The 23,875-nt window shown below is 61.1% G+C and carries 22 protein-coding genes; 8 read left to right on the top strand and 14 right to left on the bottom strand.

Features of this window, described 5'->3' with window-relative positions; all coding sequences use genetic code 11:
* Positions 1 to 50 precede the first annotated feature (50 nt).
* The 11 genes from EDF61_RS09675 to EDF61_RS09625 form a co-directional block, all read right to left on the bottom strand.
* Positions 51 to 2,273, bottom strand: a complete 2,223-nt coding sequence (locus tag EDF61_RS09675; RefSeq protein WP_133833938.1) for a sigma-70 family RNA polymerase sigma factor — start codon at positions 2,271 to 2,273, stop codon at positions 51 to 53.
* 408 nt (positions 2,274 to 2,681) lie between these two features.
* Complete coding sequence (locus tag EDF61_RS09670) at positions 2,682 to 3,992, bottom strand: glycoside hydrolase family protein (RefSeq protein WP_133833937.1); 1,311 nt, start codon at positions 3,990 to 3,992, stop codon at positions 2,682 to 2,684.
* Positions 3,989 to 5,353, bottom strand: coding sequence for a glycosyltransferase family 2 protein (locus tag EDF61_RS09665; protein ID WP_133833936.1), 1,365 nt, complete (start codon positions 5,351 to 5,353; stop codon positions 3,989 to 3,991). The genes EDF61_RS09670 and EDF61_RS09665 overlap by 4 nt, the downstream gene beginning before the upstream one ends.
* A complete protein-coding gene (locus tag EDF61_RS09660) occupies positions 5,350 to 6,270 on the bottom strand; it encodes an ATP-grasp domain-containing protein (protein WP_133833935.1) in 921 nt (306 codons plus the stop codon). Before EDF61_RS09660 ends, EDF61_RS09665 begins: the two co-directional genes overlap by 4 nt.
* Positions 6,270 to 7,184: a PIG-L deacetylase family protein gene (locus EDF61_RS09655; protein WP_133833934.1), complete on the bottom strand. Its 915-nt coding sequence runs from the start codon at positions 7,182 to 7,184 to the stop codon at positions 6,270 to 6,272. The genes EDF61_RS09660 and EDF61_RS09655 overlap by 1 nt, the downstream gene beginning before the upstream one ends.
* A 616-nt stretch (positions 7,185 to 7,800) precedes the next feature.
* Entirely contained in the window at positions 7,801 to 8,019 is a 219-nt protein-coding gene (locus EDF61_RS19190; RefSeq protein WP_133833933.1) for an LPXTG cell wall anchor domain-containing protein, read from the bottom strand.
* Positions 8,020 to 8,078: 59 nt separating this feature from the next.
* A complete protein-coding gene (locus tag EDF61_RS09645; RefSeq protein WP_133833932.1) occupies positions 8,079 to 8,396 on the bottom strand; it encodes a hypothetical protein in 318 nt (105 codons plus the stop codon).
* 249 nt (positions 8,397 to 8,645) lie between these two features.
* Positions 8,646 to 10,028: an allantoinase AllB gene (gene allB / locus EDF61_RS09640; RefSeq protein WP_133833931.1), complete on the bottom strand. Its 1,383-nt coding sequence runs from the start codon at positions 10,026 to 10,028 to the stop codon at positions 8,646 to 8,648.
* Between the two features lie 151 nt (positions 10,029 to 10,179).
* A complete protein-coding gene (gene gcl / locus EDF61_RS09635; RefSeq protein ID WP_133833930.1) occupies positions 10,180 to 11,973 on the bottom strand; it encodes a glyoxylate carboligase in 1,794 nt (597 codons plus the stop codon).
* 267 nt (positions 11,974 to 12,240) lie between these two features.
* Complete coding sequence (locus EDF61_RS09630; protein WP_133833929.1) at positions 12,241 to 13,140, bottom strand: 2-hydroxy-3-oxopropionate reductase; 900 nt, start codon at positions 13,138 to 13,140, stop codon at positions 12,241 to 12,243.
* 37 nt (positions 13,141 to 13,177) lie between these two features.
* Positions 13,178 to 13,981, bottom strand: coding sequence for a hydroxypyruvate isomerase family protein (locus tag EDF61_RS09625; protein WP_133833928.1), 804 nt, complete (start codon positions 13,979 to 13,981; stop codon positions 13,178 to 13,180).
* A gap of 641 nt (positions 13,982 to 14,622) precedes the next feature.
* Between EDF61_RS09625 and EDF61_RS09620 the strand changes: the two genes are divergently transcribed.
* A complete protein-coding gene (locus EDF61_RS09620) occupies positions 14,623 to 16,146 on the top strand; it encodes an NCS1 family nucleobase:cation symporter-1 (RefSeq protein ID WP_286172183.1) in 1,524 nt (507 codons plus the stop codon).
* A gap of 8 nt (positions 16,147 to 16,154) precedes the next feature.
* On the top strand, positions 16,155 to 16,901 hold the full coding sequence (locus EDF61_RS09615) for an aspartate/glutamate racemase family protein (protein ID WP_133833927.1): 747 nt from the start codon (positions 16,155 to 16,157) through the stop codon (positions 16,899 to 16,901).
* A gap of 160 nt (positions 16,902 to 17,061) precedes the next feature.
* Here EDF61_RS09615 and EDF61_RS09610 read toward each other — a convergent pair whose 3' ends face one another.
* Entirely contained in the window at positions 17,062 to 17,286 is a 225-nt protein-coding gene (locus EDF61_RS09610) for a hypothetical protein (protein WP_208294249.1), read from the bottom strand.
* Between the two features lie 319 nt (positions 17,287 to 17,605).
* A complete protein-coding gene (locus EDF61_RS09605; protein ID WP_105656618.1) occupies positions 17,606 to 18,292 on the bottom strand; it encodes an SDR family oxidoreductase in 687 nt (228 codons plus the stop codon).
* Positions 18,293 to 18,466: 174 nt separating this feature from the next.
* Here EDF61_RS09605 and EDF61_RS09600 point away from each other — a divergent pair, with 174 nt between their 5' ends.
* The 6 genes from EDF61_RS09600 (at position 18,467) to EDF61_RS09575 (ending at position 23,445) form a co-directional block, all read left to right on the top strand.
* A complete protein-coding gene (locus EDF61_RS09600) occupies positions 18,467 to 18,679 on the top strand; it encodes a hypothetical protein (RefSeq protein WP_105656406.1) in 213 nt (70 codons plus the stop codon).
* A 33-nt stretch (positions 18,680 to 18,712) separates the two neighbouring features.
* Complete coding sequence (locus EDF61_RS09595) at positions 18,713 to 19,246, top strand: DUF488 domain-containing protein (RefSeq protein ID WP_133833926.1); 534 nt, start codon at positions 18,713 to 18,715, stop codon at positions 19,244 to 19,246.
* A gap of 348 nt (positions 19,247 to 19,594) precedes the next feature.
* Positions 19,595 to 20,581: a siderophore ABC transporter substrate-binding protein gene (locus EDF61_RS09590; protein ID WP_133833925.1), complete on the top strand. Its 987-nt coding sequence runs from the start codon at positions 19,595 to 19,597 to the stop codon at positions 20,579 to 20,581.
* Positions 20,582 to 20,673: 92 nt separating this feature from the next.
* Positions 20,674 to 21,654, top strand: a complete 981-nt coding sequence (locus tag EDF61_RS09585) for an ABC transporter permease (protein ID WP_208294248.1) — start codon at positions 20,674 to 20,676, stop codon at positions 21,652 to 21,654.
* A 4-nt stretch (positions 21,655 to 21,658) separates the two neighbouring features.
* Positions 21,659 to 22,693: an iron chelate uptake ABC transporter family permease subunit gene (locus EDF61_RS09580; RefSeq protein WP_105656410.1), complete on the top strand. Its 1,035-nt coding sequence runs from the start codon at positions 21,659 to 21,661 to the stop codon at positions 22,691 to 22,693.
* A complete protein-coding gene (locus tag EDF61_RS09575) occupies positions 22,690 to 23,445 on the top strand; it encodes an iron ABC transporter ATP-binding protein (RefSeq protein WP_105656411.1) in 756 nt (251 codons plus the stop codon). Before EDF61_RS09580 ends, EDF61_RS09575 begins: the two co-directional genes overlap by 4 nt.
* 97 nt (positions 23,446 to 23,542) lie before the next feature.
* On the opposite strand, the gene EDF61_RS09570 is transcribed toward EDF61_RS09575, so the two are convergent.
* A complete protein-coding gene (locus EDF61_RS09570) occupies positions 23,543 to 23,809 on the bottom strand; it encodes a hypothetical protein (RefSeq protein WP_133833923.1) in 267 nt (88 codons plus the stop codon).
* Positions 23,810 to 23,875 lie beyond the last annotated feature (66 nt).

Here is a 23,875-nt window from a genome sequence, read left to right as displayed (position 1 = left end):
CACATTCCGGATGGCCCTGGAATGGCAATGGAAGGACGATTGGGCTGCGTCTAGAGTCCTGGAATCTTGAATTCGAACTTCTCCTTCGAGTTCCCTTGGCTTTCAAATGCAATAGTCCGGCCCCCAAGGAAGTAGAACTGCTTCAGCTTTATAGTCATTGGGCCTTCGCAGCTTAGCCTGAACGAATTAGCTCGCATGTTCGAGGGAACGCAGTTCCCCTCGTACGTCATGTTATCCACCCAAAGCCAGTTGAGCCGCACCTCGAAACTTATTGGATCGCTTTCAGAAGCTCCGCTGATATCGAAGGTGTAATTCGCAAAGAATCCACCTTCCTCTTGTGCCATGATGACCTGGAATCCAGACCCGTCTTGGTCGTCTTCCGGCTCAACTGTTGGTTCCGAGGTTGGTTCCGAGGTCGGTTCTGCAGTCGGCTCCACCGTTGGTTCCGGGGTTGGTTCAGGAGTCGGTTCCGGAGTTGGTTCCGGAGTCGGCTCCACCGTTGGTTCCGGAGTTGGTTCAGGAGTCGGCTCCACCGTTGGTTCCGGGGTTGGTTCAGGAGTCGGTTCCGGAGTTGGTTCCGGAGTCGGCTCCACCGTTGGTTCCGGAGTTGGTTCCGGAGTCGGCTCCACCGTTGGTTCCGGGGTTGGTTCAGGAGTCGGTTCCGGAGTTGGTTCCGGAGTCGGCTCCACCGTTGGTTCCGGAGTTGGTTCCGGAGTCGGCTCCACCGTTGGTTCCGGAGTCGGGTCGACTGTAGGCTCCACCGTTGGTTCCGGAGTTGGTTCAGGAGTCGGTTCCGGAGTTGGTTCCGGAGTCGGCTCCACCGTTGGTTCCGGAGTTGGTTCCGCAGTCGGCTCCACCGTTGGTTCCGGAGTTGGTTCAGGAGTCGGTTCCGGAGTCGGTTCCGGGGTTGGTTCAGGAGTCGGGTCCGCAGTCGGTTCCACTGTTGGTTCCGGAGTCGGTTCCGGAGTCGGCTCGATTGAAGGCTCCACCGTTGGCTCCGCAGTCGGCTCAAAAGTAGATTCAGAGGTCGCTTCAGGCGACGGTCTTGCCGCTGGCATATGTGACAGCGGGAAAAACGGCTTCGTGGATGGCGATTCCACTTGGTTTGTGAATTCTAATTCGTCTTTCGCATCAGGAACAGTTCGTCCAGTCAGGTCCCGCAAGAACATGGCACGGCTCATGACGGCAGATGGCTCGGCCCCAACAATCGGGGCTTCGACTCCTTCCAGCTGGGGCTGGACTGCGCTTTCGGGTGCGGCCCATTCTCTTTCATCATGCACGATCAGTTTCGGTATCAGACCGATGGCGGACGCTGTTACGGCGACACCCACCAAGCCAACGCCTAAAGTAACTGCCAGGCTACTACCTCCTGCAATACTCACACCGGCCCCCGAAGCAACAGAAGCTGCTGTCCCGGCAGTAGCTCCACCAGCAGCCGTTGCCGTGGCTGCCGAAGCTCCCATTCCTGCAATACCTCCCGAGGCAGGAATCCCCAGCGCAGTAATCCCTCCAACGACCAGAGGAAGGACGAAAGCACGCAAAGTAGCACCGATTTCGTCCAGTTCCCCGAACACTACTGCGCAATTCGCGCACGACTTCAAGTGCGCCTTGACTCCACGCTCGTTCCGGCTCCCCAGCGTTCCACGGATAAAGGCCGGCAGATGTTCACGAATATCGGAACAACTTGCGGGCAACCCTGACTGGCCATTCATATGCGCAGCCAAGTAGGCTTCGCGCAGTCCCTCTCGCGCACGTACTGCCAATGCGGAAACCGCATTGGGTGTCATGCCGAGCATTGGCGCAACGTCTCTCGGCGGCAGTTCCTCTACTTCGGTGAGCCACAGGACCGTCTTCCAGCGCTCGGTCAAGGCCTTGAACGCGAGGATGGCAAAGGTGGATTCATGGCGTTCCATCGCCTCGTCCGCGTGCGCATCGCCTGGCAGGAAGTCCTGGACGTCTTCGACGGTAATCTGCTTTGAGGCTGATTTGTTCCTGGAAAAGGCTTCGCGCGATACCGCAGTCAGTAAATAGGCGCGGAAGAACTCATCAGGCCCTGCCCCACGTTCGATGATACGGAAGACCCGCAGGAAAGCTTCGGAGACGACATCCTCGGCATCGGAAGGAGAGTTCGTATGCCTAAACGCTACGTTCAGCGCCACTTGCCTGTGCCGTCGATACAGGTGGTCCTGGGCCTCGCTGCTTCCGTTCCTAACGCCACGAATTAAATCTGCATCGCTGACGTCAGCAAAGCGTGCCCCAGAATCTATTGTCATTACGTCCCCATAACGTTTCACGCGACAGCGCCGGTACCCGCCGCCGATCGCCCCAAGGATTCCCCAATCCCCGGAGCCGGCAATCGGCAACCAATGCCCCGTCGACAATGCCGCCCGACTTTGGACGGCATTTTCATCCTTTAGAACCTATCAGGATTTTTCCAATATCTCTATGAAATGGGTTCGAAAATCCTGAAAGGTGGGCGAGCTCCATCCCCCAAGCTTGCAACTCGCCCACCCGTCAGCATCTTCCCCATAAGACAACTGGACGTCTCGAAACCTCATAATTCCTTGTTGCCCAGTTCAGCGCGTACATCACTTAGATACGCGGAAAAGGGAATCATGACGCAAGAATCCGGATTAATCTGAAATTTTTTCTTCGAGCCGGAATTCGCATAGATTCCGCGATTAGTCCGCACCCGGGCGAGTAGCAGGAACCTGGCTCCAAGCACCCTCCAATGCGGACCATATGCTGTCGTCCATTAACGAAGTGGGGGTAACGGAGACATGCAGCAATGAATGGTCCTCGGCATTCAGCAGTTCCTTGCTCACGGAACTGCTGTCCATGGAGCCTGCGCCTTCCCAAAGCCCGATTTCCAAGGAATACTTTTCAGGTTCCTGCTTCATGTACCGCTGTACCAATTCGTCTGTCGAAACCCGATTGGACGATGCGATGCCCCGAAAATTCCAGATGTTCAGGCGGTCAACCACGTTCAGAAGCTGCCCGTAGTCTTGGCCGGAATCAGGGCGTCCCCTTGGATCTCCATTGGCAGGTGATCGCACATCCATGGTGAGCACCGGACCGGTTTCGTCCAGACTTCCAGCCACTTTCTTCATGATCGAGGTGACTGCGTTTGACCGCCATAGGTAGATTTGCTCTGACGTGGAATCAATCGTTCCGTCAGCAGACCTCGGCCAATCAGGGCGCTCGCTGAACTTCGCAAAGTTCTCCAAGTCATCCTCGCCGAACGTGTAGCTGGGAAACATCAGCTCCGTGACGTTGATGCCATCGGGTGCATAGCGCCGAACGGCTTCACTAACCAGCTCGACAAGCCTGGTATCAAGTCCATCCTCTTTCCACGCCGAGATACTTGCCCAGTTCTTGGAAGGATGCCCCTCGGAGTTGATTCCTGCTAGCGATGGACGGCGCTCCAGCTCTCTGCCCAGCAACGTATCGATATTCAAGTAGATTGTTCGAGGTCTACCCTGCTCATCGCAGCGGAAGGCACTAATCGCTTCAGCAACATAGTCCCGCCCGGTTTGCGTGACTTCGCTGGATTCGACATCGCGTTGGGCTGGCCAGGGGAAAGCCACCCAGTCGAGACGTCCAATGGAGAGCGATACTCCTGTCGCCCTGACCGAATTTAATCGACGGGCAATTTCCGGGATACGGGCAGGATCTTCGGCGGTAATATCTTCAAAACCGACGTTCACAACTCTGGAAAATCGGGGAAGTTGGGTGTCTGTCTTGGAGTGGCGCATGCCGAGGTTGTCTCCTGGGGAACTGGTGCCCTCTGCGCGAGGGGAATCTTGGCAGGCATGCTGCGGAGGCATCGGCTCGACCACCGTGGGGTCCGGCGTCGGGGTCGGTTGATGCGCTGCAGAAGTGGGGAATCTGGTCATGTAGCAAGCAGCCGCCAGCAAAAGAAAAGTCACCAAGCCCGCTATGGCTGCCATTGCCAGTTTCCGGCGTTGACGCTGCATCTTGGCCGCGCTCATGATCCGCTTCCAAGAATGGCAGAGAACTCACCGCTGGAAATGACACCGGTTCTTTGCAGCTTGTTCCATTTGGCGGGCCTCCCGCGGATCTCAAACGCTACCGCTGCGAGCATGGTGAGCCCCATCCCCGTGGCATAGAACGGCCATAGCGGTAGGGTCCACAGGTTCGCCAAATCCCTCCATGCAGTGTTCAGCGCAATGCCAAGAACCACCGAAGCCAGCGTGATTCCGATGCCAATCCAACCGACCACCATCGCGGTGCGACCAATTAAGGTTGCTTCTTCTTCGCCGCCGAAGGTAATCAGCCCGGCCGGGATGAAATAGAGCAATCCGGCAAGCACCAGGATCTGAGCCAGTGGCACCACCACCATCGTGAGAAAATTGAACAGCAGGAACACTCCGAACGGCCCGAACCGGGGGTTGCCGTGCATCCGCCAATGTATCTTGATCGATTGCAGCAGGCCCCGTGCCCAGCGGACTCGTTGCTTCCACAGCGCCTGCAGCGTAGAAGGTGACTCCGCCAAGACAATCGCGCGTGGTTCAAAAGCCACACGATACCCGGCACCATAGAAGCGCCAGGTCAATTCCAAGTCCTCTCCAACCGTATCGGTGCGGAACCCGCCAAGATCCCTGACCAGATCAGCACGGAATGCACCTATATTCCCGGAAACTACCGGCAAGCAATGAATCAGGGACAACGCCCGCCGAACAACCCCCGTTCCCAGATGCGAAAGGACCGAAAGCATCTTGGTCAGCACCCTATCCAGGTTTACAGGCCGGTCGTCACCGCAAACCGCCCCCACCTTCACATCGCGGAATCCAGTGAGCAACCACGGAATAGTCACCGGCGAAAAAATTCCGTCGGCATCGACAAAAACCAGTATCTCTCCAGTCGCGAGGGCAATTCCACGATTAAGTGCCGCGCCTTTGCCGGCATTCTCCTGGCTGATGGCCTGCACCAGGCGATGCTCTTGAGCCAGCTCACGCATCAGCCGTGCGGTGCCATCGGTGGATCCGTCATCGACAATCACCACTTCAGCGAGGTTTCCCTTGCTTCGGACAATTGATTCAACGCAGGCGCGCAATACCACTTCCTCGTTATAGGCCGGGATGATTACCGATACCCTGTAGTCCGGGATCTGCCCGAAATGCCTCGACGCCCGGGTTCGACGGCGGGGCCGCAGAATAGTGTTTGCCGGGCTGCCAGGAGGCAATGACGACAGCTTCCCGTAGCGGGTGAAAAGCAGACCCCGGCGGCATTCGAAAAGCAACGCCAAGGGGATCAACCCCAGCTTGAGCACACCGACGGAAAGGATGACTGCGGTCAGTGTGTAATAGCCAAGAACGAGTGCCGAACTCATGCACAGCCAACTTGCGCTGTGGACGCCACCCCGAGCAAGCGCAATGCAGCATCCAGCAGTTCCGGCGCGGACTGGCTATTGGCTCCGAAACGGGCATTGACCTCGAGCACCACCGGTTGCCCATCGCCACCCAGGCGCACGTCCATGTCTACCGGCCCGACCAGCTCCAGCGACTGCACTGCATTCTTGGCCACCCACGCAACATGAGCGGCTATTGGATCATTCGACTCGCAGCGGCGCACCGATACTGCGTTGCCCACGAGCCCCTCGCGCAGCTCGGTCTTCTCCACCACCACGCAGACCTCGATCTCCCCGGAATCAGGGTTCCTGAAGATCATCGGCGCGAATTCGCGTCCGGGGGCAAAGCGCTGCACAAGATCCCGCGTACCAGCCGGTACGCGGCCTGCCCCGAGGTCTCCTGCCGTAGCCAAGCGGACGCCCCGTCCTCCGCGCGATACGCGTGGCTTGATGATGATCTGCTCTTCCGGGCTGAACTGCGCCAAGGCTTCGCCACTGCCAGCGTTGATCCGGGCAAAATCGGGGACGGGCACGTTATCCCCTCGCAAAGTCAGCATCGTGTAGTACTTGTCGTCGCTGATCAGCACGGATTCTTTCGAGGAAATCAATAATCGGGCTCCGGCCGATTCCAGCAGCTCTCGGATACTCTCTGCCGAAAGCACCGGGAGTTCTTCGCTGACGGTCGGGATAACCAGTTCAGCTGAGTGCTGGAGAACAATCTCTTGAAGCCGAGTGGGGTACTGCTGGTGACCGGCTGCTGGCACCTGGTGGAAGGCGTCGAGCAGCGGATCAGTTATTGGCACCATGTCAGCGCCGATGACGCTATGTCCTCGCGCGTGCAGCTGGCGCGCAAGCGAGCTTCCTGCTGGACCTCCGACCCCGGTGACTAGGATCTTCATTAGAAATCTCCCACTGTGGTTGATACGAGGCGCATTACTTCAAATCCTTCGGCCCGCTGCTGCTTGACCTGGTTGCCACGGAAAGTAGCCATGGACTCGATCCGCGCACGGGTCATATAGGGCTTGTTCCGCTGATCGGCATGTAGCTTGATGGCTTCGACCTTGACGTCGGTGTAGTTCTCGACGTCAACGAAGAAGCTTGGAGAGAAATCATTGCCCACCGAGGGGCTCTCGAAGCAGAGTATGGAGGGCAGTCGCCTCCCGGCGCGCATTACTGCACGGTGCACCGCCTCATGGTCTTGGTGGATATCAGTAGCAGAATGAGTCAGCACGACATCCGGTCCGAAAGCAGCGATTTCCTCCTCGATCGCTGCAACCATCAGGTTGGAATTCTCCGACAGCCGCGTATCGCAAAAGGACCGCACCGTATGGGACTGGGCACCCAGGTAACCGGCTCCGCGTCGGGCTTCTTGAATCCTGCGAGGAGCATGTCCGCCACTTTCACCCTGCGACATGACCACGATACGAACATCATGGCCGGCATCCACCAATTTCGCGATGGTCGCACCGCAAGCCAGCTCGACATCATCAGGATGTGCTCCGACTGCCAGGAAGCGTCTCGGACGGGTGTTGTTCTGAGGCCTTCGTTGCAGCGTCAACATGGACAGGCAGAAAATCAACAATGAGATGGCCATCATTATGGCCACGACTGCCCCGATGTCCGACTGCCCTTGGAAGAGAAGATGCCAGCAGGCCGCGGCTACGAACACCAAGTTGCCAGCAATCCAAGCAACAAGGATGGTCTTGTAGTGCGTAAAGTCACGCACCAGCCATCGTCGTCCCCGCCGGCTCAATGCACTGAAGATCGCGGTTATAGAGGCCACAATGCCGAAGATTGCGAGTGACATACTCATGACGTTCTCTTTCTATGGAGCGTTCAGAAGCGGATCCTTTGCGTTCTTGGCTCTGGTCCTCCTGATAGCGAAGAAAGCCGCATCCCCATGCTGCGCCCGGATTGCTGGGAGATTCCTAAAGCGCATGCTTTCATGCCATCAACGAGTGTCCATTCGATGGATCCATAGAGTTAGAGGGCGCCTGGGTTCACTTCGTGACGGCACTTTCGCAGGAAATCCGAAACTGCGTGTCGGCGAGCAAGCAATACCGATGGCAGTGAGAGCTACAACTGTTAGCTCACTAATGGTTTCAACCGAGGTCCTAGATTCTGGTGACTCATCGCTGCAGGTTCACAGTGCGGAGGGAACCAGACCGGCGAAGTTCAGATGAGAACACCGGGCGGAGAGGCCATCAGCAACGCACCAAATAATCCGGCCGGTTGAGTCAAGCTCAGGACGGTCTGAAACAGCTGCCCGTTTTTTGCACATCGTCCAGATACGCAAAACGCCCGACCGGAAAATTAATTCCAGTCGGGCGTATGCGCGAACTATCTGCAAGAGCCTAGACGATCGGTCCTACGACGATCGCAAGAGCCTGCTCCGCGAACAGTTCACAGCCTCATTCGAATCCTAGGCTTTAGCCATGTCGGCGGTTGCTGCGCCGAGAAATCAGCACACCAGCAGCTGCCAAAAGGAGTCCAGCGATCAACACGTACATCGCAGTGAAACCTGTGTCCGCAAGCTTGTCATCCTTTTCAGATGGCGGCGGAGCTTCGGCTGAGCCTTCAGCCGGAGCTGCCTTCTGAACGAGATCTTCCTCGGCTTCATCGGATTCAGTAAGTTCCGTAGGATCCACAGTCGGCTCAGTCGGGTCAACTGGCTCAGTCGGGTCAACAGTCGGTTCCGAAGGCTACCTCATCTGCTGTCCTCTAAACCGCGGTTCAAGGCCCCGGTCCGGCGCAGGTCCCCGAGCGCCGAAAGCACTTCAATCCGCGGTGCTGGGAGTTGACGGGTACCGCTTGCTGGACTCGGAGCCTCATCACGCTCGGCCGGACGCTGATCAGCTGGAGAACCGTTGGCATGCCGGCGCCAATGGGCATAGGTCTTGAGCCCGAAGGCAAGGAGCACAGCCATGAGGATTGCGCCGAAGACCAGCGACACCTGGACCACTTCGCCCAACGCCAGATCGTCGACTTCTTTGCTCATAATCGAAGCAGCAGTAATCGCGTTCATACCCATTTCCTGTATTCAGAGTGACGGCTGCTCTATCCCCATAGTGCTGACAGTCTATGAGCTGGGCAGCCCAATCCTTTAACGCCACATCCAATCGATACCTGTTTGTTATGCGCCAGGGAAATAGCCTGCGTACCACCGGTGAATACGCTGCGAATCTGCGGTAGCCAAAGCACGCCGGGGCTATCATTGCCCACGGCGCGGCAGAGCCCCCGTCCTGCGGACAGGGGCTCTGCGAGGTACCGGTTCCTAGCTCTCGCGGCGGATCAGCTGACCCGTTGGATTCTGGAAGTCCACGTCGGTCCCGGCAATGATGGACCGGCGGACTACGCCGTTCAGGGTCTTGCCCTGGTACGGGGAAATCGGGTTCTTGTGGTGCAGCTTCTGGACATCCACCTCGAAGGTGTCCTCCGGAGCGAAGACCGCGAAGTCCGCGTCCTTGCCTACCTCGATGCTGCCCTTGGCGCCCAGTCCGGCAAGCTTCGCGGGATTCAGGCCCATCCACTGCACGACCTGTTCCAGCTTCAGTCCGCGCTTCTTCGCCTCGCTCCAGATCAGCGGCAGCCCCAGCTGCAGCGACGCCACCCCGCCCCAAGCCACGCCGAAGTCGCCGTTCTCCACATCCTTGAGGTCAATGGTGGATGGGGAATGGTCCGAAACGACGCAGTCGATGATGCCTTCCTCCAGGCCCTTCCACAGCAGCTCGCGGTTGTCATTCTCGCGGATCGGAGGGCAGCATTTGAAGGCTGTGGCGCCGTCGGGGATTTCCTCGGCCAGCAAGGTCAGGTAGTGCGGGCAGGTTTCCACGGTGAGCAGCACGCCCTCGGCCTTCGCTTCGCGGATCATCTGGAGCGCATCCGAGCTGGACAGGTGCAGCACGTGGGCGCGCACTCCGGTGGTGCGGGCACGCTCGATCACCTGCGCGATGGCGGTGTTCTCGGCATCGCGCGGGCGCGAGTCCAGGAAGCCGGCGTACTTGCCGCCCACCGGCTGCGGGGAGTTGCCGATGATATCGGAGTCCTCGGCGTGCACGATCATCAGCGAGTCGAAGGAGGCCAGTTCGGCCATGTCCTCTTCCATCTCGCCTACACTCAGGGACGGGAACTCGTCGACTCCAGAATGCAGCAGGAAGCATTTGAAGCCGAAGACTCCAGCTTCGTGCAGCTCGCGCAGATCCTTCTTGTTGCCCGGGATGGCACCGCCCCAGAATCCGACGTTGACATAGGCGTTCTTGGAAGCGGCCGCGCGCTTGATTTCCAGCGCTTCGAGGTTCACCGTGGGCGGGATGGAGTTCAGCGGCATGTCCACGATGGTGGTCACCCCGCCGGCAGCGGCGGCCTTGGTCGCCGACTCGAACCCTTCCCATTCGGTGCGTCCTGGCTCGTTCACGTGCACATGGGTATCAACGAGTCCGGGCAGCAGGACCTCGTCGGAGGCCACCTCGATGACGCGCTCTGCGGCCAGTCCGGCACCCAATTCCTGCACGGCGACGATCTTTCCGTCGCGCACGCCGATCTCGCGCGGGCCAATGCCCTGCGCGGTCAGCACTTGCTGGCCGCGCAGCACCAGGTCATAGGTGGTTCCGGTGGCGGTGGGGGACGATGTGCGGCCAACAGCTTCGTTGATGCTCATGAGGTGTTCCTACTCGTTAATTGCTAGGTGTTCTTGGGGCTCGGCAGCTCTATGCCAAGTCTAGGTTGTTGTGGCGCGGGGCACACCCGTATTGGTGAACCGGTGCCCCGCGCCAAACTTTGCGGGTTGCAGGTCAGCGACGACTGCCCTTTCACGCACCCACGGTGGCCGAGGCAGCCATCGGCACCAACGCGGTTGGTGCATCGGCGGCGTCCAAAGCCAGGTCTTCGAATTCATTGACTGCATCCAGCTGCGCGCCCATGGCGATGTTGGTGACCTTTTCCAGGATCACTTCCACCACAACCGGCACCTGGTGCTCTTCGGCCAGCGCATTGGCCTGCGCGAATCCGGCAGCCAGCTGGCTCGGATCCTCGACGCGCACGGCCTTGCAGCCCAGGCCCTCGGCGACCTTCACATGGTCCACGCCGTAGCCGTTGGTTTCCGGGGAGTTGATGTTATCGAAGCCCAGGGACACGTGGTAATCCATCTCGAAGGCGCGCTGCGATTGGCGGATCAGTCCGAGGTAGGAGTTGTTGACCACCACGTGCACGTACGGCAGCTTGAACTGGGCGCCGACGGCCAGCTCCTCGATCATGAACTGGAAATCGTAGTCTCCGGAGAGGGCCACGACCTTTTCCCCCGGCTTGCCGCGCACGACGCCCAGGGCGGCCGGTCCGGTCCAGCCCAGCGGGCCGGCCTGTCCGGCGTTGATCCAGTTGCGCGGCTTGTAGACATGCAGCATCTGCGCGCCGGCGATCTGGCTGAGTCCGATGGTGGACACGTAGGTAGTGTCCTGGCCGAAGGCGGCGTTCATTTCCTGGTAGACGCGCTGCGGCTTGATCGGCACGTTCTCGAAGTTGGTCTTGCGGTGCCCGGTGGACTTGCGGGCGGTGGCCTCGTTGGCCCAGGCCGAGTAGTCCGGCAGGGTGCCGGCGGCCTTACGCTCGCGCACGACTTCCAGGATGGCCTCGATGGCGGCGCCGGCATCCGAGGTGATTCCCAGGTCCGGGGAGAACACCCGGCCGATCTGCGTGCCTTCGATATCCACGTGGATGAATTTGCGTCCGGCGCGGTAGGTGGCCAGATCCCCGGTGTGGCGGTTGGCCCAGCGGTTGCCCAGGCCCAGCACCATATCCGATTCCAGGAAGGTCTGATTGCCGTACTTGGTGTGCGTCTGGATGCCGACCATGCCCGACTGCAGGCGGTGGTCATCCGGGATGGCGCCCCAGCCCATCAGGGTCGGGGAGACCGGGATGTCCAGTTCCTCGGCGAGTTCGACCAGCTGCGCGCTGGCGTTGGCGTTGATCACGCCGCCGCCGGCGATGATGATCGGCTTGCTTCCGGAGAGCAGCAGGTCCACGATCTTCTCGGCCTGGCCGCGCGTGGCCTTCGGCTTCTGGACCGGCAACGGCTCGTAGGCATCGATGTCGAAGTCGATTTCGGCCATCTGCACGTTGATCGGCAGGTCGATCAGGGCCGGGCCCGGGCGGCCCGAGCGCATGATCTGGAAGGCCTTGGCGAAGGTGCCCGGAACCAGTCCCGGCTCCAGCACGGTCGAGGCGTACTTGGTCACCGGCTTGGCGATGGACTCGATGTCCACGGCCTGGAAGTCCTCCTTGTGCAGCACATTGGTCGGGGCCTGCCCGGTGATGCACAGCATCGGGATGGAGTCGGCGATCGCGGCGTACAGGCCGGTGATCATGTCGGTGCCGGCAGGGCCGGAGGTGCCCAGGCACAGGCCGATCTTGCCGGTGGCCCGCGAGTAGCCGTCGGCGGCGTGGCTGGCACCCTCGACGTGGCGGTGCAGGGTGTGGCGGATGCCGCCGTGGGCCTTCATGGCCGAGTACAGCGGGTTGATCGCGGCTCCTGGCAGGCCGAACGCCTCGGTGGCGCCCTCCTTGGCCAGGATCTGGACGACGGCGTCGATTGCGCGCATCTTAGGCATGGGAATACGTCCTTTGGAACGAGAAGAAGAAAAGAAGGATACCTACGGCGGGAAGCCAAGGTGCATGAGTCACCACAACGCCGCTTCCTTGAGCACCAGCTAGCGGCGATGAACTGGAACAAAGCCCATTGCGCAGCGGATACGGTGCGTCGGGCCCCTGCCGTGTACCAGGGGCCCGGCGGCACCGGAGCGTAGCCGGTATTGCGCGGCCGCTAGCTGAAGAAGCGGGTTACCTAGTTGTCCCCGCCGTAGGAAGATTTAGCGGCGCTAGGCCGGGACCGGGGCCTCGATTTTGCCGGCCAGGCGCTGCACCCCGCGGAAGAGGCCCGAATGATCCAGCGCCCCGTCGCCGGAAGCCACGGTGGAGGTGACCAGCTGGGCGACCAGTGCGCCCAGTGGCAGCACGACACCGGCTTCGCGGGCTGCGGAGGTCACGATGCCCATGTCCTTGTTGTGCAGGGCCAAGCGGAAGCCCGGGGCGAATTCGCGGTCCAGGATCTTCTGGGCCTTCTGGTCAAGCACCTTGGAGCCGGCCAGGCCGCCGCCGAGGACCTTGATGGCCGCGTCGGTGTCCACGCCATAGGCTTCGAGGAAGAGTACCGCTTCGGACAGGGCCTGGATATTGGCCGCGACGATCAGCTGGTTGGCCGCCTTGACGGTCTGCCCGGAGCCCGAAGGACCCACCAGCACGATGGTCTTGCCCACGGCTTCGAGCACCGGCTTGGCCGCCTCGAAGTCAGCTGGCTCGCCGCCGGCCATAATGGACAGCACGCCCTCGATGGCGCCGGCCTCGCCGCCGGAGACCGGGGCATCGAGCGGGCGCAGTCCGGCGTCGCGGGCCGCGGCCGCAAGCTCGACGGCCACGTCGGGACGGATCGAGGAGTTGTCGATCCACAGCGCTCCGGCCTTCGCGTTGGCGAGGACGCCCTCTGCGCCGAGGGTGACGGCCTGGACATCCGGGGAATCCGGGACCATGGTGATGACCACGTCCGCATTGGCCACGGCTTGCGCGATGGAAGCGGCCTTGGTTCCGCCAGCGGCGGCCAGCTCATTGCCGGCCTTGTCGCTGCGGTTGTAGCCGGTGACGTGATAGTCGGCGTTGACCAGGTTCTTGGCCATCGGCAGGCCCATGATGCCCAGTCCGATGAAGGCGATGTTCTGCGACATGTGATTCTCCAAAAATTCTTGTGCGAAAAGGTGTTCTCTAGACTGCGGCGCTGCTGCTGGCGCTCTGGAGCCAGTCGAAGGCGGTGGCCGCTTCCTGCTTGTACTCCAGGGCGACGTTGCCGGTGTAGCCCAACTCGCGCGAGCGCTTGATCCAGTCCTGCAGCGGCAGGTCCCCGGTGCCCGGAGCTCCGCGGCCCGGCGCATCGGCGATCTGGATATGGCCGAAGTCCTTGGCATGCGCTTCAATGACGGCGGCGACGTCATCGCCGTTGACTGACAGGTGGTAGAAGTCGGCCAGCAGCGCGATGTTCCCTTCGCCCTGGGCCTTGACAGCCTCGACGACCGCAAGCGCCTGGGCCGCAGTTTTCAGCGGGTAGGCTTCCGTGCCGGAGACCGGCTCGATCAGCACAGTGCCGCCGACCTTGGCCACGCCCTGGGCCGCGGCCACCAGGTTCTCCAAGGCCAGCGCATCCTGGGCCGCCGGGTCGGCGCCCTCGATGCGGTTGCCATACAGGGCGTTGAAGGCCTTGCAGCTGGTAGCTTCGGCGATCGCTACTACCGCGTCGATGTTGTCCTTGAATTCGGACTCGCGCCCCAGCCATGAAACCAGTCCGCGGTCGCCTGCCGGCATATCTCCGGCGAAGAAGTTCAGCCCGTCCAGCTGGACGCCGGCGTTGGCCAGCGAGGCGAGAAATTCGTCGACCTGCTTGCCGGAGGGGGCGGCTTCGCCAAATGGCCACCAGAATTCGACGCTGTCGAAACCCGCCTGCTTGGCGGCATCCGCGCGCTGCAGCAGCGGCAACTCGGTGAGGAGGATCGAGCAGTTCAGAGTGTAGGACACTGGATTTCCCTTCAAGAACACCTTCCAAAGATTCCGCTTTATGGAAGTTAGCTTTTGCTTTATGAAAACTCTAGGACGAGACGCCAATCACTGTCAAGAAGGTTTTGGGACGAAGTGCCGATGCGTGCAGAGCCGCGCAGAAGAGCGCTGCAGTGGCATCAGGACAGGAATGGCGCCCGGTGCGCTCCTGATAAAAGCTGGCTCATCAGTGGATTCCGGGAACGGAATAAAAGGCTCCGGAATCCGGACAAAATACCATCTGGTGAAATTATCATTTTCTATTGCGGGAATGTGATCCAGTGCATACAGTGGTGGTTACTCACCTGGCACATATCTCGGAGTGACTTCCTAGCTCAGGAGCAGCCATGCTTTTTCCACCGTGCATCACGCACAGCGCACAGCGGCTTGCCGTTGCGCCGCGCCCGGCCATGCCGCTTCTCGGCTCGCCGGCCGAGTTCTACGTTAATTTCGGACAGCCGATCTACCCGTAAGCGGGCCCGCCTACCTGTCCTGCGTCCCCGCAGGCAGGCACGGGCCGTTCCCCTGAACGCTCCGCTTCCCCAGATCTGTCATCTTCCCCTGCCGCAGTGCGCCCGAATGCGCCTGCCCGGATGCATGACCCTTTGACAAGGATGTCCATCATGTCGCAAAAGACCCCTGAAATGGTGCCCGAGGCCGCACCGCAGGAAAACCGGCCCGCTATCGACCGGGCCAATCCCTTCGAGTTGAGCGCGTCGCTCTACAACCAGGACCTGGCACCAACCACCCGCTCCGGACGCACCTGGAGCTCTTACAGCATCTTCACCCTGTGGGCCAACGACGTGCACTCGCTGGGCAACTACACCTTCGCCATCGGGCTCTTCGCGCTGGGCATGAGTGGCTGGCAGATCCTCGGCGCGCTGGGCATCGGAGCGGTCCTGCTCTTCGCGCTGCTGAACTTCTCGGGGTTCATGGGCGAGAAAACCGGTGTCCCTTTCCCGGTGATGAGCCGCATCGCCTTCGGCATCAACGGCGCCCAGATTCCCGCGCTGCTGCGCGGGGCCGTGGCCATTGCCTGGTTCGGCATCCAGACCTACCTCGCCGCCCAGGTCCTCGCCGTCATGGTGATTGCCGTGGCCCCGGGGTCCGCAGCCCTGGAGCAGACCAGCTTCCTGGGACTGAACGCCCTGGGCTGGATCTGCTTCGTCGCCCTCTGGGCGGTGCAGCTGGTCATCGTCAGCTACGGCATGGAGATGATCCGCAAGTACGAGGCGTTCGCCGGCCCGGTCATCCTGGCCACCTTCCTGGGCCTGGCCATCTGGATGCTCTTCGAATCGGGTTTCAACGTCTCGATGAGCACCGGCGAATCGAAGACCGGCATCGAGATGTGGACCGCGATGTTCGGCGCGGCCGCGCTGTGGGTCTCGATCTACGGCACCTTCGTCCTGAACTTCTGCGACTTCACCCGTGGCGCATCCTCCAAGAAGGCGATCGTCAAGGGCAACTTCTTCGGCATCCCGCTGAACATGATGTTCTTCGGCGCCATCGTGGTGGTCCTGACCGGTACGCAGTTCTCCATCAACGGCCAGGTCATCACCTCGCCGTCGGATATTGTCGGCGCGATCCCGAACACCTTGCTGCTGCTGCTGGCCTCCGCCGCCCTGCTGGTGCTGACCATCGCGGTGAACCTGATGGCCAATTTCGTGGCACCGACCTACGCATTGACCAACCTGCTCCCGAAGAAGCTGAACTTCCGCACCGCCGCACTGATCTCCGGGGTCATCGGCCTGGTCATCCTGCCCTGGAACTTGTACAACTCCCCCGAGATCATCAACTACTTCCTCGGCGGCCTGGGCGCGCTGCTCGGCCCGCTGTTCGGCATCATCATGGCCGACTACTGGCTGATCCGCAAAGCCCGGATCAACGTCATGGACCTGTACCGCTCGGATGCCGAAGGCACCTACTACTTCACCCGCGGCGTGAACTACCGGGCTGTCGGCGCACTGGTGATCAGCTCGGTGATCGCACTGGTGCTGGCCTTCGTCCCTGCCCTGCACATTGTCGGTCCGTTTGCCTGGTTCCTGGGTTCGAGCGCCGGTGCCCTGGCCTACCTGGCCTTGGCCAAGCGCCAGCACGATCTGGCAGACATCGATGGCGAGCCGATCGCCGTGGCACCAACCCACTAGGAAAACTCATGCGCATTCTGATCCTGAACGTCAACACCACGCAATCCATGACCCGCGCCATCGGGGATTCCGCCCGGCAGGTCGCCTCGCCCGGTACCGAGATCATCGAGCTGACCCCGGATTTCGGGGCTGACTCCTGCGAAGGAAATTTCGAGAGCTACCTGGCGGCCATCGCCGTGATGGACAAGGTGGTCCGCTACACCGAGCCATTCGACGCGGTCATCCAAGCAGGCTACGGCGAGCACGGCCGCGAGGGCCTGCAGGAACTGCTGGATGTCCCGGTCGTGGACATTACCGAAGCCGCCGCCTCCACGGCGCAATTCCTCGGCCACAAGTATTCGGTGGTCACCACGCTGGACCGCACGGTGCCGCTGATCGAGGACCGGCTGAAACTGGCCGGCCTGACCGACCGGCTCGCCTCGGTGCGCGCCAGCGGGCTGGGCGTGCTGGAACTGGAATCCGATCCGCAGCGCGCGGTAGCGGCCATCGTCGAGCAATCCCGCCAGGCAGTGGAGCACGACAAGGCCGAAGTGATCTGCCTGGGCTGCGGCGGCATGGCCGAGCTGGAGGAACAGGTGCGGCTGGCCACCGGCGTGCCAATTGTTGATGGCGTGCGCGCAGCGGTGACCATCGCGGAGTCGCTGGTCCGCATGGGGCTGAGCACCTCCAAGGTGCGCACCTACGCTCCCCCGCGGCCCAAGACCGTGAACGGCTTTCCCATGACTCCGGCGGCCGTCGTTCCGGCGGGTCTCTGAATGCCAAGCCAAATGGCAGGCTCAGCCCAGCGCGCTCACAGTCAGCCGTCCTAGAGTTATAAGTACCTCATGAAGGTGCGAGTGATGACAAAAGGAAACCCCGGTGCTTCGGCACCGGGGTTTTCTTCTTGCCCTGCTCTCCATCGAGGACCGGATTGGCCTAGGAGAATTCAGGCACCTTCGGCAATGCCATGTTCTTCGAGAAGAACTCGGCCAGTTCCGCGCGGGCAGTCAACGGCAAGACCTGGGCGACATACGTGTCCGGGCGGACGACAACCAGGGCTCCGGGCCGGTCGATCTTGCGCTCCGTGAAGATATCCTGATGCGGGATCGCGGCATAGACCTTCTCCCAGTCGGTGATCTGGACCTGGCCCACCTTCGGCATTGCCCGCACCCGGTGCGATAGCGCCCAGCACGAGGGCCGGATCCACGGCAGACCAGCCGATATCGTGCAGCAGCATGGCCAGCAGCACGATATTGGCACCGGCTTCCGGGTGATGGCCCAGCAGCTGATGGGCCATGGACACCGAATACAGGGTGTGCGCATAATTGCTCCGGAACGCGAGAAGCTCCTTGGCGTCCTCCCACCGCTTGCCCGCGGGCAGAAGGCTCCGCATCCACTCAGTGGAAGCCGCAGAACTTTCATCCGCAGACGCAGAACAGCCCTGCCCCCGTTGCGGAGGCAGGGCTGCGGCTGCGCATTCCTAGACGATCGCTTCCACGATCGGCATGTTCCCGTTGTAGAAGTTCACGGTGGAGCGGCGTGCTGCATTATTGGCCACCACATGGGTGATCACTTCGGCGACGTTCTCGCGCGAGGTCTGCGATGCCTCGCCTTCAACGTCTGCTCCGTTCACCTTGCCTGCCTTGTCAGCCAGCACCACGCGCTGGCTGGCCGGTTCCAGGGTCAGCGCCCCCGGGCCCAGGATCGTGTAGTCCAGCTCCGTGCCGCGCAAGTACGCGTCGGCGTCGTGCTTGGCCTTGGCATAGGTGTAGAACGAGTTGGCCGGATCCAGGCTGTCCACATCCACCAGGGCGCGGCTGTAGGAGACCATCACGAAGCGGTCCACGCCGGCCTGCTTGGCGGCCTGCATGGAACGCACCGCGGCATCATAGTCCACGGCGCGGGTGCGATGCTCGTTGCCGCCACCGGCACCTGCGGAGAAGACGATGGCGCTTGCACCGGAAAAGGCCTGGGCCAACTGATCCACGCCAGCGCTTTCGATGTCGATGACTACTGGGGTGGCGCCCGTGGCGCTGATGTCGGCTGCATGCTCCGGGTTGCGGATCAGCGAGTTGACCGCGTAGCCGCGCCCAACCAGCTTGGGCGCTGCCAGCAGGGCAACCTTCCCATGTCCGCCAATGAGAACTACTCGATTTTCTTCAGCCATGAACTGCTCCTTCTGATCGATGCTCGTATTCGGCACAACAAGGCCTGCCACGAGCCTATTCCCGGCGAGCTTTGGCGACGACTTTCTGAGTGCCAGCTTGATAGCGGTCATTTCGGCTGGCAATGGGCGTACGCTCGGGTTCATAGAATTCGCACTCGACCCAGGATGAAGCTCATGAAGCAGAGAACCTTGAACTTGGAACTGAGCAATGACCAATTCGCGGACCTGGCCAATGCGCTGGAGGACCACCGGGACTATTTCAAGAAACGCGCCGATGAAGCAACACTCGGCTTCGGGCTCGACACCGGCTACTGGCAGTCCCGTGCTGCCGAAGTCGAAGAGCTGCTCCAACTAGTCCTCAGCTCCGCCAAGCACGATCAGCATTAGCCCCGCCCCTTCCCCACCCAAGGAGCCAGCATTTTGCCCGCTGGAATTTTCACCATTGGACATTCGGCACGATCCATCGAGGATTTCCTCGCACTGCTAACGCAGTACGGAGTCACGAATGTTGTGGATGTCCGCAAACTGGCCGGCTCCCGCAAATTCCCGCAGTTCAATGCGGATGCCTTGGAAGCCTCCTTGAGCACGGCAGGAATCAGCCTGCACCACGCGGAAGCGCTGACCGGCAGGCGTCCTGTGAGCCGAAGCGTCGATTTCGCAGTCAACGCATGGTGGACGAACCGCAGCTTCCATAATTACGCCGACCATGCCCTCGGGGACGATTTCCTGCAGGCGCTCCAGCGGTTGCAGGCGCGGGCCGCCGGCCAGAAGACGGCGATCATGTGCGCCGAAGCTGTATGGTGGCGTTGCCATCGCAGGATCATTGCTGATCATCTGCTGGCCCGCGGTGCCGAGGTATTCCACATCATCGATGGGCATCCGGCCAAACCTGCCGAGCTGAGCCCGGGCGCGGTGATCGACCAGCAGTCGCGGATCACCTACCCGGCAGCCTGATACCGGCGCGCAAAACGGGCATCAATGGCAGCATCTGCGCCAGGGCTCGGCTCATGCAATGAGCTGGAGGTGCAATTCATTACGCTGCCTGACGCAGCTTCCTCCATGCCTTCGGACACTAATTAAACAAGGCCGATGATCGTTATTTCTCCCTGAAATAGCCCAGTCAGCTGGGGCAAGCCTCATCAAGAGCCGCATTTGCGGACGGTTCCAGCCTTGAATTCGCGCATTTGGGTGACCTAGCTAACATAAGAGCCGTTTGGCTTAATTCGCTCAGATAAGGCTAAGCTAATTATCAGATCACTCAATAGCGCAACCAACGCCGGTTGCTGTCCGAAGAAGGAATACATGTCCTCCATGAAGCTTCGCGCTGCCGTACTGCTGAGCATCGCCGCACTGTCACTGACCGCTTGCGGTTCCGCTACCGATACGGCAGCTGAGGCCAAGGCTGGCGACACCAAGACCGTCACCATCACCGACAATGAAGGTGAGAAGAAGATCGAGGTTCCCGCGAAGTCTGTCGTTGCCACGGATAACCGCACCTTCGAGACCCTGGATTCCTGGGGCATCAAGCTCACCGCAGGCGCTGTCTCGCTGATGCCGGATACCATCTCCTACACCAAGGACGAGAACATCCTGGACTTGGGCAGCCACAAGGAACCGAACCTGGAATCAGTTGTCACCGTCGACCCTGACCTGATCATCAACGGCCAGCGCTACACCCAGCACGCCGCGAAGTTCAAGGAACTGGCTCCGGAAGCCGCCATCATTTCGCTGGACCCACGCGAAGGCGAGCCATTTGACGCTGAGCTGGAACGCCAGGTCACCACCCTGGGCGAGATCTTCGGCAAGCAGGCCGAGGCCAAAAAGCTCGTTGAGGACTTCGAAGCCGCCGAGAAGCGCGTCACCGATGCCTACGACAAGGACCAGACCGTCATGGGCCTGATCGCCTCGGGCGGCGAGCTGGGCTACTCGGCTCCTACCACCGGCCGCACCGTCGGCCCGATGTTCGACTTCCTGGGCCTGACCCCGGCGCTGAAGCTCGACGAATCCTCCACCGACCACGAGGGCGACGACGTTTCGGTCGAAGCCATCGCCAAGTCCAACCCGGACTGGATCATCGTCATGGACCGCGACGCAGCGGTTGAAGCCGACGGTGCGGACTACCAGCCGGCAAAGGACCTGCTGGAGAAGTCCGAGGCGCTGCAGAATGTCACCGCCTCGAAGGAATCCCAGGTTGTCGTCATGCCTGCTGACACCTACACCAACGAGAGCATCCAGACCTACACCGAGTTCCTGAATACTTTCGCTGACGCGCTGGAAGCTGCCAAGTAGCATTCCGGACACCCCAGCCAGCTAGTGGCGAAGCCGTATTCCGGCTTCGCCACTAGAGCTGTTTTCCCACCACTTATTTCCACGGCGGCATAATGACAAGCACGACCTCCCCGGCCCGGACCAAGAGCAAGGTCCTTTCCGGAAAACTCGCATTGGGCATCCTCGCAGTGCTGGTGCTGCTGGCGTTCTCCCTGTTCACCGGCGTCTACGACATCTTCGGCAAGGACGACGGCGCGATGATGTTCGCCGTCACCCGCATTCCGCGCACCATTGCACTGGTACTGGCCGGAGCGGCCATGGCCATGAGCGGATTGGTGATGCAGCTGCTGACCCAGAACCGCTTCGTGGAGCCGACCACCACCGGCACCACCGAATGGGCGGGCCTGGGCCTACTGACCATGCTGGTACTCTTCCCCAGCGCGTCGCTGCTGGCCAAGATGAGCGTCGCGATTGTCTTCGCCTTCATCGGCACCATGATCTTCTTCCTGTTCTTGCAGCGCATTTCGCTCAAGGCCTCGCTGACCGTGCCGATCGTGGGCATCATGCTCGGTTCCGTGGTCGGCGCCTTCTCCACCTTCTTCGCGCTGTCCACCGACAAGCTGCAGTCCATAGGCATCTGGCTGGCTGGTTCCTTCACCTCTGTGATCCGCGGGCAGTACGAGGTGCTGTGGATCGTGGCCATCGTCGCCATTGCCATCTACATCGTGGCCGACCGCTTCACCGTAGCAGGGCTCGGCGAGGAAATCGCCACCAACGTCGGGCTGAATTACCGCCAGGTGATGCTGCTGGGCACCGCGCTGATCGCGGTCGCTACCGGCGTGGTCACCGTGGTCATCGGCAACCTGCCATTCCTCGGCCTGATCGTGCCGAATATCGTCTCGATGGTCCGCGGTGACGACCTGCGCAGCAACCTGCCCTGGGTCTGCCTGCTGGGCATCGCGATCACCACGGTGTGCGACCTGATCGGCCGCACCATCATCATGCCGTTCGAGGTCCCGGTCTCCCTGATCCTGGGCGTACTCGGCGCGGCCGTCTTCATCTTCCTGCTTCTGAGGCAGCGTAAAGTTGGCTAATCTCATGACTCATCCCGCTTTGGGCATCCACCACTCCGCCCGTTCTGCCGGGCCGCTGCCCACCAAGAAGGTCCGCAAGCGATACTGGATCACCCTGTCCATCATGATCGGGCTGGCCCTGTTCTTCGGGATCGGCCTGCTCGCCTGGGATAACCCCATGCCATTTGGCTCCGACGGATTCTGGATCATCGCCAAGCTGCGCGCCAGCAACATCCTGACCATGGTGATCGTGGCCGCCTGCCAGTCCATCGCCACGGTGGCTTTCCAAACGGTGACCAACAACCGCATCATCACCCCGTCGATCATGGGCTTCGAAGCCTTGTACCGGGTGGTGCAGACCGGTGCGATCTTCGTGCTGGGCGTTGCCGGGGTGACCTTCTTCACCGGAGTCAGCCAGTTCGTCCTGCAGGTGGCGATCATGGTGGGCCTCTCGGTGGCGCTGTACGGCTGGCTGCTTTCGGGCAAGCTGGGCAACATCCAGATCATGCTGCTGGTGGGCATCATCATCGGCACCGGGCTGGGCTCGATCTCGACCTTCATGCAGCGCCTGCTGACCCCGAGCGAATTCGATGTCCTCACCGCACGCCTGTTCGGCTCGATGGCCAACGCCGACATGAGCTACATGCCGGTGGCCATCCCGCTGGTGGCCATTGCCGGCGGCTACCTGGTGCTGTCCTCGAAGAAGATGAACATCCTGGCCTTGGGCAAGGAAACCACCATCAACCTGGGGATCAACCACCGCCGCGAGGTCATGAAGACCTTGTTCTTCGTATCGATTCTCATGGCGGTCACCACCGCACTGGTGGGCCCGCTGACCTTCCTCGGCTTCCTGGTGGCCACCTTGGCCTACCAGCTGGCGGACACCTACGACCACCGCTACATCTACCCGATGTCCTTCCTCATCGGCTTCGTGGTCCTGGCCGGCGCCTACTTCGTCATGAAGAACATCTTCTACGCAGAAGGCGTGGTCGGCATCATCATCGAAGCCGTCGGCGGCATTACATTCCTGATCTTCATCCTGCGAAAGGGCCGGCTGTGATTACCCTCAATTCCGTCAGCAAGAAGTACAGCTCCACGGTCTCCATCGGCCCGGTCAGCTTGGAAATCCCCACCGGCGGCATCACCGCCCTGGTAGGCCCGAACGGCGCCGGCAAGTCCACCATGCTCACCATGGTCGGGCGCCTGCTGGGCATCGACCAGGGTTCCATCGAGGTCTCCGGCTACGACGTATCCAAGACCAACTCGAAGGATCTGGCCAAGATCGTCTCGATCCTGCGCCAGGAAAACCACTTCGTGACCCGCCTGACCGTGCGCCAGCTGGTGGGCTTCGGCCGCTACCCGCACTCCAAGGGCCGGTTGACCCAGGCCGATGAAGAGATCATCTCGCGCTCCATCGACTTCCTGGACCTGGGCGAATTGGAAAGCCGCTACCTCGATGAGCTCTCCGGAGGCCAGCGCCAGCGCGCCTACGTGGCCATGGTCCTGGCCCAGGACACCGACACGGTGCTGCTCGATGAGCCGCTGAACAACCTAGACATGAAGCACTCGGTAGTGATGATGCAGCACCTGCAGCGCGCTGCCCGCGAGCTGAACCGCACCATCGTGATCGTGCTGCACGACATCAACTTCGCCGGCCACTACGCCGACTACATCTGCGCAATGAAGCAGGGCAAGGTCGTCGAGTTCGGCACCCCTGATGAAATCATGTGCGATGAGGTGTTGACCAAGGTCTTCGAAACCCCGGTAAAGGTCATCCCGGGCCCCAATGGCCCGCTGGCGGTTTACTACTAGGCAACGCCATGAACACCAAAAGTTGAGCCCCGTGAACGACAACTAGTTCATGGGGCTCAACTGCATCCATTCACCCGCACTGCGGGCCCTGCTTTTGCTATTGCTTGGACTTCCCCAGCGCATTGATCGCGTCAACCATCGTCACGCCCGGATGCTGACGGCGGTATTCCTTCACATCCCGGGGTGAGAGCCCCTGTGCATCGACGGTGATTTCCTGGGGCTTCGGACTGCCAGTCCAACCCCAAAGCATCAAGGTCCAGCTGCCTACGAGCAACCCCCAGGTAGGTTCCTCCGACAGCGCCATGAGCAGAATAGCGGCGGTTGTCAGCGCCAAAAGAACACTGGTGCGCGTTGATTTGCCCATGGGACCGCCTAGCTCGCTGGGGTGGTGCTGTTCCCTTCCAGCCTTTCAAAGAACACACCGGTGATC

Source organism: Arthrobacter sp. JUb115 (assembly GCF_004365035.1).
In the GTDB taxonomy this organism is placed as follows: Bacteria; Actinomycetota; Actinomycetes; order Actinomycetales; family Micrococcaceae; genus Glutamicibacter.
The sequence above is the reverse complement of the archived record's forward strand: the minus strand, read 5'-3'. Positions and strand labels throughout refer to the sequence as shown.